This is a genomic window from Micromonospora terminaliae, assembly GCF_009671205.1.
In the GTDB taxonomy this organism is placed as follows: domain Bacteria; phylum Actinomycetota; class Actinomycetes; order Mycobacteriales; family Micromonosporaceae; genus Micromonospora; species Micromonospora terminaliae.
Window position 1 is genome coordinate 3946819 of record NZ_CP045309.1, and the last position, 16284, is coordinate 3963102.

A 16284-nucleotide genomic window follows, 5' to 3' on the forward strand; every position below is an offset into this window, starting at 1 on the left:
TGTCTGTCAGTTTTAGAGCGCTCTCGTGGATGAGCGCGGGGCTGTCGCCGAGCACGAGCAGGTCGACGTGGTCGGTGTTCCATCGGGCGAGTATGGCGGTGCTGTAGGGCTCTCGCCGGGTTTGAGGCCGTAGGTGTCGCGGACATCGGCGATCGCGGCGTCGAGGATCACGTTGAGGGCGGTGCCGTGTCCGGGCAGGCGAGCGGCCAGCGCCGCGCCTAGGGTCCGGGCGTACCAGCCGCCGTCGCGCGGTTCGGGTCCGTGGTAGGTGTGCAGCCAGGAGGTCGCGCCGTCGAGGACTGCGGCGGCACCGTCGACCATGACGTATTGGTCCTGTTTGGTGGGGCGGTCACCGCGCAGGGTGGCCGCCGAGCAGATCCAGTGCACGCGCTTGTCGCCGATCTTGGTTGAGTCGGTTCAGTAGTCGCTGCCGGAGGGGGCCACAGCGGTGGTGGGTTCGTCACCCCGTTCGCGAGCGGCGAAGTCGTCGAGGATGGTCTCGGTGGCGGTCGCGCCAAACCGGGTCGCTCCGGCTTCGTGCAGGGTCAGCAGGGTGTCGAGGCTGCGGACACCGCCAGCGGCCTTGACGTGGATGTGCGGGGAGACCGCGGCGCGCATCAGCTGAATGTCGGCCAGGGTGGCGCCGCCGGGGGCGAAGCCGGTGCTGGTCTTGACGAAGTGCGCCCCGGCTTGTTCGGCGATACGGCAGCCGGTGACCTTCTGTTCGTCGGTCAGGTAGGCATTTTCCAGGATCACCTTGACCACCCGGCCCTGCGCGGCGGCGACCACGGCGGCGATGTCGTCGTACACGTACGCGGTCTCGCCGCTGCGCAGGCGACCGATGTGCAGCACCATGTCGACCTCGTCGGCGCCCGCGTCGACCAGTTCGCGAGTCTCGGCGGCCTTGATCGTGGTGCGGGTATCGCCGTGCGGAAAACCGGCCACGGTACCGACGAGGACGCCGGTGCCGAAGAGTGCGACCTTGGCGAGTCCGACGTCGGAAGGACGCACGCAGACCGAGGCGACCTGGCGGCATGCCGCGATCTCGCAGCCACGGCGGATGTCGTCGGTGCTGAGTTCGGGGCGCAACAGCGAATGGTCGATCATCTTGGCAATGTTCATCGGGAATCTCCGGTCCGGGGTGGCTGCACGTCGAAGGTGACCTGCAGGTCGTAGCGGTCCCCGACGTAGCGACTGACGGTGTACTCCAGCGGTGCCGAATGCTGGTCGACGATGAGCCGGGTCTCGACCAGCAGCGGCTCGTCCGCCGGCACGTGCAGCAACTCGCCGTCGGAGCCGGCGCGCTGGGCGGTCAGCGTCGAGGAGCCGAGCGTGGGGCGCAGGCCCCTCTCGCCCAGGGCGCGATGCAGCGAGCCGGTTTCCAAGTCGAGGTCGAGCAGGGTGCTCAGGTGGGGCGGGAAGCAGGCGTATTCGATGGCCAAGGGCACGTCATCGGCGAGCCGCACCCGCACGATCGAGGTCACCCGCGGCGCTACCGCAGTCAGCTGCAACGCCGCCGCCTCCGCGGGGGACGCTGCCCGGACCTCAGCCTCTACCAGCCGCGATGCCGGTACACGCCCCCAGCTGCGCACCTGATCCTGGAAGCTCATCAGGGTCCCGGCGGCCCGCGGTTCGGGCCGCTGCCGTACAAACGTGCCCCGGCCCTGAATCCGCTCGATGAGCCCGTCGGATTCGAGAGCGTTGAGCGCCGCCCGGACCGTCATCCGGGCGACCCCGAACTCCTCGGCGAGTACCGACTCGGCCGGTACTACGTCACCGGGCTGCGCCTGGGCGAGACGTGTTCGCAGTTCCCGTTCGATCCGCACGTAGAGCGGCGCCTTGGCCACGTCTCCTCCAGGTCGTCTAGACAACCTAGAAGTTCGCATGGTCCGAGGTTCCCGTCAAGCCGCTGTGCGGCACAGCACCGACGACCAGAAGGAGGCCCTGCGAAAGCTGAGTGAAGGCGTTCAACCCCAGCGACTGATGTCGAACGTGGCGCGGCAGGTTTCGAACCTGCGACCCCTCGCTTGTAAGTTGTGGGCGCTCTGTCCGGGCTCGTCCACGCCTGTGTCCGACGTCGGGCGTGGACGGTGAGAGCCAAAGCCAGCCAGCGACGGATCAACCCCGGTTGCTGTCACCGTTGCTGTCGGCAGCAACCCGTGCCATGGGGCCCCTACTCGTACACGACAGCCGCCGCGAGCGCCCGGGCGAAGAACGTCCAGTCGCCCTCGGCAGGAAGCTCCTGTTCGAAGTTGCCGTACCAGCCTGGCGCGGCGGTGATCCACACGGACAGTGCGTCGAGGAACCGGTCCAGTGTCTGGTTCTCCCAATCCGCGCCGGAGCGAATGAAGTCATCGCGCAGGGCTGCCACGAAAGCAGCAAGCTCTTCCCGTGTTCTCACTTCGTTTGCAGGGTGCGGCGGCAGACTCCAAGCCATGGCGGAACGATACTTGGCCAAGGGGGTGCGGGCCGACGGACCAGCGGGTCCAACTGCCGGCCGCGGGTAGTGATCTCCGCGAGGGCGGTGACTCGGCGAGTCCGGCCACAGCAGCAGCGGTGGCCTGTTCTGGTCGTTGAGCCGGGGCCGGTCGATGGTGAGGGCGGTGCAGCGGAGCACCAGGACGGCGGCGCTGAGCTTGGGCAGCTGTGCCGCAGAGCCTCAGCTCAGGTCGCGCTACCAGGAAGCTGCGTCTCCACTTCGGAGTCCGCGATCCCGTTGATGAACCGCTCTCCTGCGTACGCAGTGAGCGCCTGAACTACTTGGTCCTGCGATGCCCGGAGCGAGTCCAGCGGCAGCAGGATGATGGAGGGCCGACCGTCGACCTTGTTCTGATATTCGGCGACCGTGCCCAGATCGGCGTCTGCCGACGGCACCAACAGCAGCCGCGGAGTGCCGCTACTGTCCAACGACCCCTGGTATGGCTCAAGGATCAACGCGTCAATCGACGCCCACGGTACGGACCGGTCGATGCCTGCCACACGCAGCCGGAGTCCCGTCTCATCGAGCATGATCGGGGCGGGACGAAACGTACTGGCAAGACCGGCAAGAGCGCCCAGAACCATGATCAGGCCGACAACAAGCAGAGCTCCCGAGCCCAACGGCACGACCAGGAGTCTCAACTCCCACCCATTCTGGGAAGCCCAGATGGTGACAAGGCCCCCCACGAGGAAGAAGGCGACCCAGAAGAGGTTGGGACGACGGCGGTGAAGCTCCATCAAGATCTCCAGAGATCAGTGCAGATACTCCTTGGCCAAGGCTGCAGGCCAAAATCACGGTGAAGCTAGCAGTTGCGTTCTCGGGTGACAACGGCTCATGCACATGCGTCCACCGGTCATCCCGGATGCCGTTGTCCAGCCCCGGCTGGCGAGCGGTCGCCCTGGGTTCGCCCATCAAGCGGACCTTGACTTCCGAGGCGCTGGCTGGCTGCTTCACGACGAGGCCGTGACTCGTCCCCGGGGCGGTGCAACGGCCGCCGCGCCCCGGCCGACTGCCGACCCACGAACTCCTCGCCCAACGGCCTGTCGTTCCGCGCCAGCCGCCGGGCATCAGGCATGACGGCCGCCGAGCGACAGCGCCAGCGGCCGGCGCGCGCCTGGCGGCGGCGCGTGCGGCCCATCAAGGGCCGCCTTGATGTCATGCGGCAGGCGCTCGGCAAACTCGACGGACGGCTCTCGTAACCGCTACCGCTGTCACCGTTGCTGCCACCGTCCCGGGGAGTGATCTTCTCGGGCGGTTTTCGCTGGTGGTGTGTGGTGGGCGCGGCAGGTTTCGAACCTGCGACCCCTCGCTTATAAGTTCTGGGCGCTCTGTCTGCGGTCGTCCGGGCGGATCCGTCACCTGGGACAGCCGTACGTGAACGGTTAGGTACGGCTATCCCTGTCACGTCTCGTTGCTGTCAGCGTTGCTGTCGGAAGCGGCGATCCAGGTGAGCGCTTCTGCTCGCCGCTGACGACCGGCTGGTCACAGCGAGGGCACCATGGCTGCTCACCGCCTTGCGCTTCCGCTCGTCGCGGGCTGCAAGCTTGGCGCGTTGATCGGGGGCAGGCTGTTTGGCCGATCCATACAGCCGTTGATGAACGACAGGCGTCGTCGCTCCTGGAAGTCGACATCGTTGGCGCGGTTGTTGTTGGGGTTGTTCATGTCGTTCTCAGCATCCTTGGCACCGCTGGTGAGCCACGAGCTGCCACAGGAAGCTTCGTCAACGACGATCCCCGTCTTCTCCATCGACTTTCGGCTGGTCTTGCCCTGCTCGTATACGGCGTCAATCGCCTCAGCCCGGTCTTCGAAGCTGTCCCCATTGTCCACTATGTCGCCAATCGTCGAACATCCTCCGAGAACCGCCATGAGTACAGTAGCGACAGATCCAACCACCAAGCGTCTCCACATGGGTACGGAGTGTATCGACATGGCTCTGTCTCTGCTACCAGCACCCTGCCCGCTAGGATCACCCCCTGTGATCAGCTTCCTACTTACTTCTCGACTAGCTTCCCCCGCTCCTGGGGAGCCGCCGAAGTGGACTGAGGTCGGTGGATTCTGGGTCGCCGTAGTCATGGGAATCATCGCCTTGGCTGCCATCGCCGTCGCAGCTCTCGTCACATACCGAGCCGCTCGGCCAAAACGTCTCCTGCGCTGGCAGTCCCGGGTTATCCCAATTACCGACGAGAGCCTGCGGCAGGTAGGGCTCGGTGTCACCTACAACGATGAGCGCCTCCAAGGAGCGCTAACAGCAGAGGTGCGACTCAAGAATGACTGCCGCAAGGACTTCGTCTCGTCAGATTTTGAAGAGGGCCGCCCCCTTGAGATCAAAATCGACGGCAGAATACTGAACGTTCTCGACTGGGATTTCGCGAATAGCAATGCACCCCGACCGATACTTGAGACTGACCACAGCACCGGAGTAATCACGATAGCGCCGTTCCTGTTTTCAGCAGGTTCATCGATTTCAATCAGGGTGCTTCTTGCCGATGACAAGGGTGCCACTTTCCGTCAATACGCCGTCTTTTCAGGCCATGAGATAAAAGTTGCACTGCCTACGGTTCGGCTCACTAGCCCGATTCGAGACGTGGCGGTTGCATTCAACGAACCAGACCGTCGGCGCTGGGTGCGGCCGGCTGTATACTCTGGAGCTTTTGGCTTTGTCGGCTTCGCCGCTGGCGCGTTAATTGGAGCGATTAACTAATTCCGCCTTGACCCCTAGGCAACCAACGCGAGGCGCTGACCTGCCGTTGCACAGCGGTCGGCCTGTTGAAATTTTTCATCGATGCCCCTGCTAGTCGGTTGCACCTTGTGGAATAGCCAAGCGATCAGGATCGCGATGTTCCCACCGCGTGGTGAACCCGGCACGCCGATGTGAAGATCACTCTCAAGATCTACTCGCACGCCAACCTTGATGTCATGCGACAGGCGCTCGGGAAGCTCGACGGACGGCTCTCGTAACCGCTACTGCTGTCAGCGTTGCTTGTCGCCGCCCTGGGGAGTGATCTTCCCGGGGCGGTTTCCGCTGGTGGTTGATGGTGGGCGCGGCAGGTTTCGAACCTGCGACCCCTCGCTTGTAAGGCGAGTGCTCTCCCACTGAGCTACGCGCCCGGAACGCCCGTACGGCGGGCCGGAGCGGCAAGCTTACCTGCCGGGCTCCGGCCCGGTCGAACGACGTGCCCGGGTGGGATCAGGCGGCGACGGCCTCGGCGAGCGCCTTGCGCCAGCCCTGCTGGTCCCGCGCCTCGCCGGGCATGTTCATCTCGGCGAACCGGACCACGCCGGCCTTGTCGATGACGAAGGTGCCCCGGTTGGCGATGCCCGCGACGTCGTTGAAGACGCCGTACGCCTGGGCGACCGCGCCGTGCGGCCAGAAGTCGGCCAGCAGCGGGAACTGGTAGCCCTCCCGGTCGGCCCAGATCTTGTGGGCGTAGACCGAGTCGACGCTGATCGTCAGCACCTGGACGTCGTCGTTGACGTACTCGTTGAGGCTGTCCCGCACCTCGCACAGCTCGCCCTGGCAGATGCCGGTGAAGGCGAGCGGGTAGAAGACCAGCAGCACGGTGCGCCGGCCACGGAAGTCGGCGAGCCGCACCTCCTGGTTGTTCTGGTCCTTGAGCACGAAGTCCGGCGCCTCGGCGCCAACCTCGATGGGCATGCGAGCTCCTCGGATCGGGTCTGGAGATGATCAGCCTGCCACACCCGGCGACAGCGGCCGCCGGGCGTGGAGCCCCGCGCCTACTTCTTGCTCTTCGACCCGCGCCGGAGTACGAGGCGGGCGCCGCTCCAGTCGCGGCCCGCGTTGATGGTCGAGGTCTGCTGGAGGCCGGCGGTCTGCGCGCTCTCCGCGACCTCGCTCGGCTCGACGTGGCCGTCCCGGCCGGCCTTGGGCGTCAGGAGCCAGACCACGCCGTTGTCGGCCAGCGGTCCGAGGGCGTCGACGAGGAGCTCGAAGAGGTCGCCGTCGCCGTCGCGGTACCAGACGAGAACCGAGTCGACCACCTCGTCGGTGTCCTCGTCGACCAGCTCCCCACAGCGGTCGGTCAGGGCGTCCCGGAGATCCTGGTCGACGTCGTCGTCGTACCCCATCTCCATGACGACCATCCCCGGCTCGATCCCGAACCGGTCCGCCAGGCTGCGTACCCCGTCGGCGGCCTGACCAGCGGTCGCGCTCACTGTCGCGTGCCTCCTCATCTCATCCCTGCTCGTGGCATCGTCCGACGCCGTCGGGCCCAGTCCACACAGTTGTGGCTCCCCGCGCAAGTGGCGCACCGGGTGGAACGGAATTTACCGTGCCAGCAGCGTACGGGCACCCTCGGTAATGGCTTCCTCGGAGACCAGAACCTGACGTGCCGCCGGACCTAATGGTACAAACGAGTCAAGTCCGGCCACGCGGCGTGCCGTGCCCACGTACCCGCCGTCGACCAGCGCCGCGATCACGCCCTCGCCCACCCCGCCCGAGCGGCGGGTCTCGTCGACGACCAGCACCCGGCCGGTGGCCGAGGCCTCCCGGACGATGTCCGCCACCGGCAGCGGGGCCAGCCACCGCAGGTCCACCACCCGGCTGCCGACCCCCTCGTCGGCCAGGACGGCCGCGGCCCGCAGCGACATCCGGACGCCGTTACCGAAGGTGATGATGGTGAGGTCCTCGGCCGAGCCGACCCCGTACACCCGGGCGCGGCCGACCGGCACGTGGCGGGCGGCCCAGGCGCCGGGCTCGGCGTACTCGGCGAGCCACTCGCCGTCGCCCTCCGTGTAGAGGTCGCGGGTGTGGTAGAGCGCGATCGGCTCCAGGAACACGCTGACCGCGCCGTCCACCGCGGCGGCTGCCAGGCAGGTACGCAGCATCGGCGCGGCGTCGTCCGGGCGCGCCGGCACCGCGATGACCAGCCCCGGCACGTCCCGGAGCACGGCCACCGAGTTGTCGTTGTGGAAGTGCCCGCCGAACCCCTCCTGGTACGCCAGCCCGGCCACCCGGACCACCATGGGGTTGCGGAACGCCCCCCGGGAGAAGAAGCGCATGGTCGCCGCCTCGCCCCGGAGCTGGTCCTCGGCGTTGTGCAGGTACGCCAGGTACTGGATCTCCGGCACCGGCAGCATCCCGGCCACGCCCGCGCCCAGCGCCAGCCCGAGGATCGACGTCTCGTCGAGCAGCGTGTCGAACACGCGGGCCGCCCCGAATTTGTCCCGCAACCCCTTGGTCACCCCGTACACCCCGCCCTTGGCGGCCACGTCCTCACCGAAGACGGCCATCCCGGCGTGGTCGAGCATCCCGTCGGCCAGGGCTGCGTTGATGCTCTGCGCCAGGGTGAGCGGCCCGGCCCGCTCCGGCGGCTTCCCGCCGAACGCCTCCGCGCGGGCGCCGGCGCCCGGACCGGCGGCGCGGGTCCCCGCGTCGGCGACCGCCCGGGAGATGCGGACCGGCCGGCGCGGGGCCAGTTCGGCCACCACCTCGACCGGGGACGCCAGCTTCGGCTCGTCCAGCACCTCCTCGGCGATCCGGCGGATCTGCCAGCCGCGCTCGTCGTACCGGGCCAGCAGTTCCTCGCCGGTGGCGTAGCCGGCCTCGACCAGCCGCCGGGCGGTCACCAGCAGCGGGTCCCGTGCCACGTCCGCGGCGATCTCGGCCGGGCTCCGGTACGCGGTCTCCGCGTCCGCGCCGGCGTGCCCCATGAGCCGCACGGTGGTCAGGTGCAGCACGGCGGGCCGCCGGTGCCGGCGCACCCAGGCCGCCGCCTCCGCCGCCACCCGGTACGCCTCGGCCACGTCGGTGCCGTCGGCGGCGAAGTAGCGGATCCCCGGCCGGGACCGCAGGGTCGCGGCCACCCAGCCCTGCGGCGAGCGCACGCTGATGCCGAGCCCGTTGTCCTCGCACACGAAGAGGACCGGGATGCGCAGGCCCGTGTGGTCGTACCAGCCGGCGGTGTTGAACGCCGCCGTGGCGGTGGCGTGGTTGACCGAGGCGTCGCCGAACGAGCAGACCACGACGGCGTCCGGCGGCCAGGCGGCGACCTCGGGGTCCCCGTCGGCCCGGCGGCCGCCGCGGCGCAGCCGTTCCAGGGCCAGGCCCAGGCCGACCGCCCGGGGCAGGTGCGAGGCGATGGTGGAGGTGGTCGGGACGACCGCGAGGTCGGCCCGGCCGAAGACCTTGTGCCGGCCGCCGGCGATCGGCTCAGCGACCGAGGCCACCATGCCGCGCAGCACGTCGCGGGCCGCGGCCGCGTAGGCGTCGTCGGGGTCGGGCGGGGGCAGTTCGGGTACGCCGGCCGTCGCGGCGCCGGCGGTGTCCACGGCCACCCCGGCCCCGGTCGGCAGGGCTTCGGCCTCGGCCCAGTCACCACCCGCCGGGGAGCCGCCCGGCGGGCGCGCCCCCTCGGCCCCGTCACCCGACTCCGGCGGCCCGTCCGGCACGGCGGCGTCCGCGTCCAGGGAAGCGTCGGCGGGGGTACGCGGGTCCGGGATCCGGGCCGTCGGGGCGTCCTCCGCCGCCTCCGGCCCGTCGGCGTCCGGCACGGCGGCGTCCGGCACGGCGGGGCCGGCCGGGAAGGCGCCGGCCGCCTGGGCGGCACGGAGGCAGTAGAAGGCGCCGGAACGATAGTGGAGCAGGGCGGGATCGGTCGGCCGCAGCGCGGCCGCCACGGCGGCGTTGCCCTCGTGGCCGGCGGAGCCGATCGTGTAGTACCCCTCGCCGAAGCTGCGCAGCCAGCGTCCGGCGAGGTCGAGCAGCCGGCTGGTGAGCTGGGCGTCGAACAGGGCCAGCGCCTGCGCCCCGGTCAGCGGCGCGCCACCGGGCAGCGGTTCACCCAGGTCGCGCCGCGAGGCCGGGGCGCCGAGCGCGGTCAGGGCCGCCCGGAACCGGTCGTCGAGATCTTGCGGGGTGGTCACGTCGGACAGCATTACCGACCGGAGGGCACCTCGCCCAGCCGGACACGTTCCGCCCGGGCGCCCTCAGGCCTCGCCGCACTCCTCCGGGCAGCCGCCGTCGGAGACCTTCCAGACCAGCTCACGGAGGGTGGCCAGCTCCCCCGTGGTCAGCCCGCCGAGGAGTCGGGAGTCGGACATCACCAGCCGGACCCGGTCCCGGACCCGCCGGCCATCCGCGGTCACCACGAGCGTCTTCTGCCGCCGGTCGGCCGGGTCGGCCCGCCGCTCCACCAGACCGGCCTGCTCCAGCCTGTCGACGAGCGCCGTGACGTTGGAGCGGTCGCAGCCCAGCCGGTCGGCGAGGTCCCGGGCGGGCAGCGGCCGGTCGGGGTCCAGCTCGTGAAGGGCGCGGGCGGCAGCCGGGGTGAGGCCCAGCCCCGCGATCGCCTCGTCCTGCTGATGGCGCATGGCCGAGGCGATGTGCATGATCCGGCGGACGGCGTCCCCGGCCAGGCCGGAGCGGTCGCCGGCCTCGGGGACGGTAGGTCGCGCCATGTCTCACATCGTACGGGCGAAACCGATCATCTCCGGTGCCGGCCGCGTGGCCAGCCGGGCGGCGACGGCGCCCGTGAGCAGCAACGCGGCGGTCGGGAGCGCCGGGGGCAGGGTGAGGGCCGGCCCGTGCCGGCCGGCCGCGGTCAGGGCGAGATGCAGGCCGCCGACCAGGGTCACCCCGAGCACGGCCGCGAGGAGCGTGCCGGTGGAGACGGCCGCCGAGAGCGCCGCGGCCGCGCCGGCCGGCACCACGCGGGTGAGCCGGGTGACCAGCGGGCTGAACGACGCCGCGTGCGCCGCCCCACCCACCAGCAACAGCGCGCTTCCCGCCGGCCACGGCCAGCCCGCGGCGGCGAGCCCGGCCACCGCCACCACGACCGCCGCCAGCACCGCCGGGCCGGCCACGGGCAGCACCGCCCGGCCCCGCTCCGGCAGCCGCGCCACCGCCAGGCCGCACAGGGCGAAACCCGACGCGTACGGGAGGAACGCCAGCCCCGCCGCCAGCGCGGTGAAGCCCAGCCCGTCCTGGAGCCGCAGGGTGAGCACGAACAGGAAGCCCGCGTAGCAGCCCATCACCACGCAGCAGGCGAGCAGCCCGGCCGGCACCCCGGGGTGCCGCAGCACCGTCACGTCCAGCAGCGGGGCGGCGTCGCGGCGGGCGCGCCGGACCTCGTACCCGAGGAAGAGCCACAGCCCGGCGGCGCCGGCGGCGACCGCGGCGGCCCGGACCCAGCCGGGCCAGGCGAGGTCCCCGCCGAGCACCAGCGGCACCACCAGGGTGAGCATCGCGGCGGCGAGGAGCAGCACGCCCGGCAGGTCCAGCGGCTCGCGGCGAGGTGGATCGGCCGGCAGTCCGGCGAACACCCGCCGCCCGACGACCTGGAGCGCCACGCCGACCGGCACGTTCACCAGGAACGCGGCCCGCCAGGTGAGGCCGCCCAGGTCGAGGGTCACCAGCAGCCCGCCGAGGACCTGGCCGGCGGCCACACCGAGGGCCAGCACCATCGAGTACGCCCCGACGGCCCGCGCCCGGGCCGCGGCCGGGACGGCCGCCTGGATCAGCGACAGCACCTGCGGCACCATCAGCGCGCCGGCCGCGCCCTGGGCCACCCGGGCCGCCACCAGCGTGGCCGGTCCCGGGGCGAGGCCGCAGGCCAGCGACGCGAGCGTGAAGCCGGCCAGGCCGAGCAGGAAGACCCGGGGGTAGCCGTGCCGGGCGCCGAGCCGCGCCCCGACCACCACGAGCACGGCGAAGGTGAGCGTGTAGCCGGCCAGCACGAGCTGCTGCACGGCCGGCGGTCCGGCCAGGTCGGCGCGGATCGCGGGCGCGGCCACCGCCGCGATAGAGGTGTCCATGGAGGCCATCGCCTGCCCGGTGAGCAGGACGGTGAGCAGGGCGGCGGTCCGGCGGGTCGACTCGGTCACGGCCGCCACCCTGCCCGCCCCGGTGGCCGCGGTCTTGTCGATCCTTGCGGGGCGGTCGTGTCGGCCGGTGGGCCTACGCTGACCGGCATGCGTACCGCGACACCGCTGCTGACGCACCCCGACTTCCGGATCAGCGTGGTGCGGTGCCGCGACGACCACACCGGCTGGTCCGCGCCCGAGCCGGCCACCGCGCACGGCCTCGTGCTCACCCGGCGGGGCGGCTTCCGCCGGGCCGGGCGGGGCGGCGCCGAGTTCGTCGAGCCGACCGTGGCCTACCTGACCGTGCCGGGTGAGGAGGAGCGCTTCGCCCACCCGGCGGGCGGGGACGACTGCACCTCGCTGCGCCTGTCCGAGCGGCTGTGGCGGGAGCTGTTCGCGGACCGGCCGGTGCCGGCCGTGGTGCACGTCGACGCCCGGGTCGACCTCGCCCACCGGCTGCTGCTGCGCGCCACGGCCGACCCCGACCACGCGGCGGCCGAGCGGCTGGTCCGGCTGGTCGGCGCGGCGACCGGACCGGCGGCCGGCCGGAGCGGGCGGGACGGGCGGCTGGTCGAGCGGGCCCGGGCCGCCCTGCACGACGGCGCGCCCGAGGCGGCCGGGCTCCTGCCGCTGGCCCGGGCGCTCGGGGTCTCGCCCTACCGGCTCAGCCGGGAGTTCCAGGCCCGGGTCGGGGTGCCGCTGACCCGCTACCGCAACCGGCTGCGGGTCGGGCGCCTGCTCGACCGGCTGGAGGAGGGCGCGGACAGCCTCGCCGCGCTCGCCGTCGAGCTGGGCTTCGCCGACCAGGCCCACCTGACCCGCACGGTCCGCGCCCAGCTGGGCCACACCCCCGGCCGGCTGCGGCGGCTGCTGGGCTGAGCGCCGGCTCTCCGCCGGGGCCGCCCCCGCTTCGCGCCGGGCTCAGCCGGGCAGGAAGGAGAAGCGGACCTGCCGGTCGGGGTTGTCGCCGTTGGTGTCGACGAGGCAGATCGACTGCCAGGTGCCGAGCTGGAGCCGCCCGCCGAGGACCGGCAGGGTGGCGTACGGGGGGACGAGGGCGGGCAGCACGTGGTCCCGCCCGTGCCCCGGCGAGCCGTGCCGGTGCCGCCACCGGTCGTCGGTGGGGAGCAGGTCGTCGAGCGCGCGCAGCAGGTCGTCGTCCGAGCCGGCGCCGGTCTCGATGATCGCCAGGCCGGCGGTCGCGTGCGGCACGAAGACGTGCAGCAGGCCGTCCCCCTGGCCGGCGACGAACCGCTCGGCCTCGCTCGTGATGTCCCGGACGGCCGGCCGGGTCCCCGTCTGGACGGTGATCACCTCACTGCGCATACGCCGCATTCTGCCGGAGTGGGACGTCGGCCGTCGCCGGTGTGGCCGGCCGGCCCCGCACAGCGGGCGATCGCACAAAGTTACCGGCGAGTACCTGTGTTCAGCGTCGCGTCTGGGGGAGGGAGACGTGACGACGAGCGCCACCAGGGGGCAGGATGGCGCTAGAGACCTATCCCACACAGAACCGAGGGAACGCCTGTGGCTACGGAACGCAAGCGCCCGGTGATCACCGCTGGTCTGCCGAGCCAGCTTCCGGACATCGACCCTGAAGAGACCAGCGAATGGGTCGAGTCGCTTGACGGTGTCATCGACGAGCGCGGAACCAAGCGCGCCCGCTACGTCATGCTGCGCCTGCTGGAGCGGGCCCGCGAGCGCCAGGTCGGTGTGCCGTCGCTGACGACCACCGACTACATCAACACCATCCCGCCGGAGCGCGAGCCCTGGTTCCCGGGTGACGAGCACATCGAGCGGCGGCTCCGGGCCTACATCCGGTGGAACGCCGCCATGCTGGTGCACCGGGCGCAGCGGCCGGAGATCGGCGTGGGTGGCCACATCTCCACCTTCGCCAGCTCCGCGTCCCTCTACGAGGTGGGCTTCAACCACTTCTTCCGGGGCAAGGACCACCCGGGTGGCGGCGACCACATCTTCTACCAGGGCCACGCCTCCCCCGGCATGTACGCGCGGGCGTTCCTGGAGGGCCGGCTCAACGCCGACCAGCTCGACGGCTTCCGGCAGGAGCTGTCGCACCCGAACGGCGGGCTGCCGTCGTACCCGCACCCGCGGCTCATGCCGGACTTCTGGGAGTTCCCCACCGTCTCCATGGGCCTCGGGCCGATGAACGCGATCTACCAGGCGCGGTTCAACCGCTACCTGCACCACCGGGGCATCAAGGACACCTCCCAGCAGCACGTCTGGGCGTTCCTCGGCGACGGTGAGATGGACGAGGTCGAGTCGCTCGGCGCGATCGGCGTGGCCGCCCGCGAGGAGCTGGACAACCTCACCTTCGTGATCAACTGCAACCTGCAGCGGCTGGACGGCCCGGTGCGGGGCAACGGCAAGGTCATGCAGGAGCTGGAGGCGTTCTTCCGGGGCGCCGGCTGGAACGTCATCAAGGTGGTCTGGGGCCGGGAGTGGGACCCGCTGCTCGCCGCGGACACCGACGGCGCCCTGGTCAACCTCATGAACACCACCCCCGACGGTGACTACCAGACCTACAAGGCGGAGTCCGGGGCGTACGTCCGGGAGCACTTCTTCGGCCGCGACCCGCGGACCCGCAAGATGGTCGAGCACCTGAGCGACGACGAGATCTGGAACCTCAAGCGGGGTGGCCACGACTACCGGAAGCTCTACGCGGCCTACAAGGCGGCCATGGAGCACACCGGCCAGCCGACGGTGATCCTGGCCAAGACCATCAAGGGCTGGACGCTGGGCTCGCACTTCGAGGCCCGCAACGCCACCCACCAGATGAAGAAGCTGACGCTGGAGGACCTCAAGCTCTTCCGCGACCGGCTCTACCTGGACATCCCGGACAAGCAGCTGGAGGACAACCCGTACCTCCCGCCGTACTTCCACCCGGGCGAGAAGTCCGACGAGATGGAGTACCTGCACGAGCGGCGCAAGCAGCTCGGCGGCTACCTGCCGACCCGCCGGACCACCGGCAAGACGCTGCCGATCCCGGGCCCGGAGCGGTTCGCCGACGTCAAGCGCGGCTCGGGCAAGCAGAAGGTCGCCACCACCATGGCCTTCGTCCGCCTGCTCAAGGACCTCATGAAGGACAAGGAGTTCGGCAAGCGCTGGGTGCCGATCATCCCGGACGAGGCCCGCACCTTCGGCATGGACTCGCTCTTCCCGACGGCGAAGATCTACTCGCCGCACGGCCAGCGGTACACCTCGGTGGACCGGGAGCTGTTCCTGTCGTACAAGGAGGCCACCACCGGCCAGATCCTGCACGAGGGGATCAACGAGGCCGGCTCGGTCGCCTCGTTCACCGCGGCCGGCACCTCGTACGCCACGCACGACGAGCCGATGATCCCGCTCTACATCTTCTACTCGATGTTCGGGTTCCAGCGGACCGGCGACGGGCTCTGGGCCGCGGCCGACCAGATGGCGCGGGGCTTCCTGCTCGGCGCGACCGCCGGCCGGACGACGCTCAACGGTGAGGGCCTGCAGCACGAGGACGGCCACTCGCTGCTGCTCGCCGCCACCAACCCGGCGGTAGCCGCCTACGACCCGGCGTTCGCCTTCGAGATCTCGCACATCATGGAGAACGGCCTCCACCGGATGTACGGCGAGGCGCAGGAGAACATCTTCTACTACCTCACCGTCTACAACGAGCCGATCTTCCAGCCGGCCGAGCCGGAGGGCGTGGACGTCGAGGGCATCGTCAAGGGCATCTACCGCTACTCGCCGGCCCCGCAGGTCGACGGGGACGGGCCGAAGGCCAACATCCTGGCCTCCGGCACCGGCATGCAGTGGGCCCTCAAGGCGCAGAAGCTGCTCGCCGAGGACTGGGGCGTGGCCGCCGACGTCTGGTCGGTGACCTCGTGGACCGAGCTGCGCCGGGACGCGGTGGAGTGCGAGGAGCACAACCTGCTCAACCCGGGCGGCGAGCAGCGGGTGCCGTACATCCAGCGGAAGCTGGCCGACGCCGACGGGCCGAAGGTCGCCGTGAGCGACTGGATGCGCGCGGTGCCGGACCTGATCGCCCGCTGGGTGCCCGGCGACTACACCTCGCTCGGCACCGACGGCTTCGGCATGTCGGACACCCGGCACGCGCTGCGCCGCCACTTCCACGTGGACGCCGAGTCGGTGGCCGTCGCGACGCTGCGCCAGCTCGCCCTCCGCGGCGCGGTGCCGGCCCACGTGCCGGCCGAGGCCGCCAAGAAGTACGCGCTGGACGACGTCAACGCCGCCCCGGTCGGGGAGACCGGCGGCGACAGCTGATTCATCCCGAACGAAGGGCCCGGCGCTTCGCGCCGGGCCCTTCGTCGTCCCCCTCCCCTCCCCGCTGCGGCGATCATGGAGTTGTGGTGGCACGCGGCAGGGGCGAAACGGTCGAAGACGGGCGCCACAAGTCCATGATCGGCGCGCGGGGCGGGCGGGGCCGGCGGGGCGGGCGGGCGGCGTGACAATGGTCCGGCGTCCCTGGCGGGGACGCCGGACCATCACCATCGCGGGCGACGCCGGGACGGGCTCGGTCAGCCGACGGCGGCCAGGTCGGTGAGCCGGGCCAGCGAGTCCTCCAGATCGGCGCCGACCCGGCGCAGGCCGAGCCGGAGCAGGGCGGCCTTGACGGGGCCGGCGGGCCACCGCACGACGATGAGCCGCACGACCGTCCCGCCCTCCTCCTCGTCCGGGGTCAGCTGCACGTAGATCTCGGTGCGCGCCTCGGCCCGCGCGCCGGCCCCCTTGGCCCGTTCGCGCCAGCCGATCAGGGTCGGCTCCTGATAGGCGATCACCTCGGCCTCGTGCGCCGCGCCACGCCCGGCCTGCACCAGTTGTCGCCGGCCGAAGCCCTCCCCGGACAGGACCTCGGCCGCGCGGACCCCCGCCAGCCAGGCCGGCAACTGCTCGGCCCGCTGTACGACGTCCCAGACCGTTTCCACCGGCGCCATCACGTGCGCACTGCGCTCCACGAGGATCATGTCTATCTTTCCCCC

At 71.1% G+C, this 16284-nt stretch carries 16 protein-coding genes and 1 tRNA gene; 3 read left to right on the plus strand and 14 right to left on the minus strand.

What is annotated here, in order from left to right:
- Positions 1 to 12: 12 nt before the first annotated feature.
- The 6 genes from GCE86_RS17870 to GCE86_RS17895 all read right to left on the minus strand — a co-directional run bounded on the left by GCE86_RS17870 (position 13) and on the right by GCE86_RS17895 (position 4345).
- Positions 13 to 387, minus strand: a complete 375-nt coding sequence (locus GCE86_RS17870; RefSeq protein ID WP_154228020.1) for a hypothetical protein — start codon at positions 385 to 387, stop codon at positions 13 to 15.
- A 30-nt stretch (positions 388 to 417) separates the two neighbouring features.
- A complete protein-coding gene (deoC, locus tag GCE86_RS17875) occupies positions 418 to 1122 on the minus strand; it encodes a deoxyribose-phosphate aldolase (protein ID WP_154228021.1) in 705 nt (234 codons plus the stop codon).
- Positions 1119 to 1847 (minus strand): GntR family transcriptional regulator, encoded by a 729-nt coding sequence (locus tag GCE86_RS17880; protein WP_244317009.1) that lies wholly within the window; start codon positions 1845 to 1847, stop codon positions 1119 to 1121. Before GCE86_RS17880 ends, deoC begins: the two co-directional genes overlap by 4 nt.
- A gap of 326 nt (positions 1848 to 2173) precedes the next feature.
- Positions 2174 to 2437, minus strand: a complete 264-nt coding sequence (locus GCE86_RS17885; protein WP_204342527.1) for a DUF7660 family protein — start codon at positions 2435 to 2437, stop codon at positions 2174 to 2176.
- 227 nt (positions 2438 to 2664) lie between these two features.
- On the minus strand, positions 2665 to 3216 hold the full coding sequence (locus GCE86_RS32125; protein ID WP_239542886.1) for a hypothetical protein: 552 nt from the start codon (positions 3214 to 3216) through the stop codon (positions 2665 to 2667).
- A 769-nt stretch (positions 3217 to 3985) separates the two neighbouring features.
- Positions 3986 to 4345, minus strand: a complete 360-nt coding sequence (locus GCE86_RS17895; RefSeq protein WP_154228023.1) for a hypothetical protein — start codon at positions 4343 to 4345, stop codon at positions 3986 to 3988.
- Positions 4346 to 4550: 205 nt separating this feature from the next.
- Between GCE86_RS17895 and GCE86_RS17900 the strand changes: the two genes are divergently transcribed.
- Positions 4551 to 5180 carry a hypothetical protein gene (locus tag GCE86_RS17900; protein ID WP_154228024.1) on the plus strand — a complete coding sequence of 210 codons (630 nt, stop codon included), beginning with the start codon at positions 4551 to 4553 and terminating at the stop codon, positions 5178 to 5180.
- Between the two features lie 332 nt (positions 5181 to 5512).
- Here GCE86_RS17900 and GCE86_RS17905 read toward each other — a convergent pair.
- The 6 genes from GCE86_RS17905 to GCE86_RS17930 form a co-directional block, all read right to left on the minus strand.
- Positions 5513 to 5587: transfer RNA gene (locus GCE86_RS17905), tRNA-Val, on the minus strand.
- Between the two features lie 79 nt (positions 5588 to 5666).
- Positions 5667 to 6134, minus strand: coding sequence for a peroxiredoxin (locus tag GCE86_RS17910; protein WP_154228025.1), 468 nt, complete (start codon positions 6132 to 6134; stop codon positions 5667 to 5669).
- An 80-nt stretch (positions 6135 to 6214) separates the two neighbouring features.
- On the minus strand, positions 6215 to 6652 hold the full coding sequence (locus tag GCE86_RS17915) for a DUF3052 domain-containing protein (protein WP_154228026.1): 438 nt from the start codon (positions 6650 to 6652) through the stop codon (positions 6215 to 6217).
- A 111-nt stretch (positions 6653 to 6763) separates the two neighbouring features.
- On the minus strand, positions 6764 to 9373 hold the full coding sequence (locus GCE86_RS17920; protein ID WP_154228027.1) for a thiamine pyrophosphate-dependent enzyme: 2610 nt from the start codon (positions 9371 to 9373) through the stop codon (positions 6764 to 6766).
- 51 nt (positions 9374 to 9424) lie between these two features.
- Positions 9425 to 9895, minus strand: a complete 471-nt coding sequence (locus GCE86_RS17925; protein WP_154228028.1) for a MarR family winged helix-turn-helix transcriptional regulator — start codon at positions 9893 to 9895, stop codon at positions 9425 to 9427.
- 3 nt (positions 9896 to 9898) lie between these two features.
- Positions 9899 to 11320 carry an MFS transporter gene (locus GCE86_RS17930; RefSeq protein WP_154228029.1) on the minus strand — a complete coding sequence of 474 codons (1422 nt, stop codon included), beginning with the start codon at positions 11318 to 11320 and terminating at the stop codon, positions 9899 to 9901.
- Between the two features lie 87 nt (positions 11321 to 11407).
- Between GCE86_RS17930 and GCE86_RS17935 the strand changes: the two genes are divergently transcribed.
- Positions 11408 to 12178, plus strand: coding sequence for an AraC family transcriptional regulator (locus GCE86_RS17935; protein WP_154228030.1), 771 nt, complete (start codon positions 11408 to 11410; stop codon positions 12176 to 12178).
- 42 nt (positions 12179 to 12220) lie between these two features.
- On the opposite strand, the gene GCE86_RS17940 is transcribed toward GCE86_RS17935, so the two are convergent.
- Positions 12221 to 12625 carry a secondary thiamine-phosphate synthase enzyme YjbQ gene (locus GCE86_RS17940; protein ID WP_204342525.1) on the minus strand — a complete coding sequence of 135 codons (405 nt, stop codon included), beginning with the start codon at positions 12623 to 12625 and terminating at the stop codon, positions 12221 to 12223.
- 198 nt (positions 12626 to 12823) lie between these two features.
- Here GCE86_RS17940 and aceE point away from each other — a divergent pair, with 198 nt between their 5' ends.
- On the plus strand, positions 12824 to 15568 hold the full coding sequence (aceE, locus tag GCE86_RS17945; RefSeq protein WP_154228032.1) for a pyruvate dehydrogenase (acetyl-transferring), homodimeric type: 2745 nt from the start codon (positions 12824 to 12826) through the stop codon (positions 15566 to 15568).
- Between the two features lie 254 nt (positions 15569 to 15822).
- Here aceE and GCE86_RS17950 read toward each other — a convergent pair whose 3' ends face one another.
- Entirely contained in the window at positions 15823 to 16269 is a 447-nt protein-coding gene (locus GCE86_RS17950) for an SRPBCC family protein (RefSeq protein ID WP_091269147.1), read from the minus strand.
- Positions 16270 to 16284 lie beyond the last annotated feature (15 nt).

Bases quoted from the DNA above. Each gene is read 5' to 3' on its own strand.
- GCE86_RS17950 (WP_091269147.1), bottom strand. From the start codon at position 16,269: ATGATCCTCGTGGAGCGCAGTGCGCACGTGATGGCGCCGGTGGAAACG.
- GCE86_RS17935 (WP_154228030.1), top strand. From the start codon at position 11,408: ATGCGTACCGCGACACCGCTGCTGACGCACCCCGACTTCCGGATCAGC.
- GCE86_RS17900 (WP_154228024.1), top strand. From the start codon at position 4,551: ATGGGAATCATCGCCTTGGCTGCCATCGCCGTCGCAGCTCTCGTCACA.
- GCE86_RS17910 (WP_154228025.1), bottom strand. From the start codon at position 6,134: ATGCCCATCGAGGTTGGCGCCGAGGCGCCGGACTTCGTGCTCAAGGAC.
- GCE86_RS17885 (WP_204342527.1), bottom strand. From the start codon at position 2,437: ATGGCTTGGAGTCTGCCGCCGCACCCTGCAAACGAAGTGAGAACACGG.
- GCE86_RS17920 (WP_154228027.1), bottom strand. From the start codon at position 9,373: ATGCTGTCCGACGTGACCACCCCGCAAGATCTCGACGACCGGTTCCGG.
- GCE86_RS17895 (WP_154228023.1), bottom strand. From the start codon at position 4,345: ATGGCGGTTCTCGGAGGATGTTCGACGATTGGCGACATAGTGGACAAT.
- GCE86_RS17940 (WP_204342525.1), bottom strand. From the start codon at position 12,625: ATGCGCAGTGAGGTGATCACCGTCCAGACGGGGACCCGGCCGGCCGTC.
- deoC (WP_154228021.1), bottom strand. From the start codon at position 1,122: ATGAACATTGCCAAGATGATCGACCATTCGCTGTTGCGCCCCGAACTC.
- GCE86_RS32125 (WP_239542886.1), bottom strand. From the start codon at position 3,216: ATGGAGCTTCACCGCCGTCGTCCCAACCTCTTCTGGGTCGCCTTCTTC.
- GCE86_RS17925 (WP_154228028.1), bottom strand. From the start codon at position 9,895: ATGGCGCGACCTACCGTCCCCGAGGCCGGCGACCGCTCCGGCCTGGCC.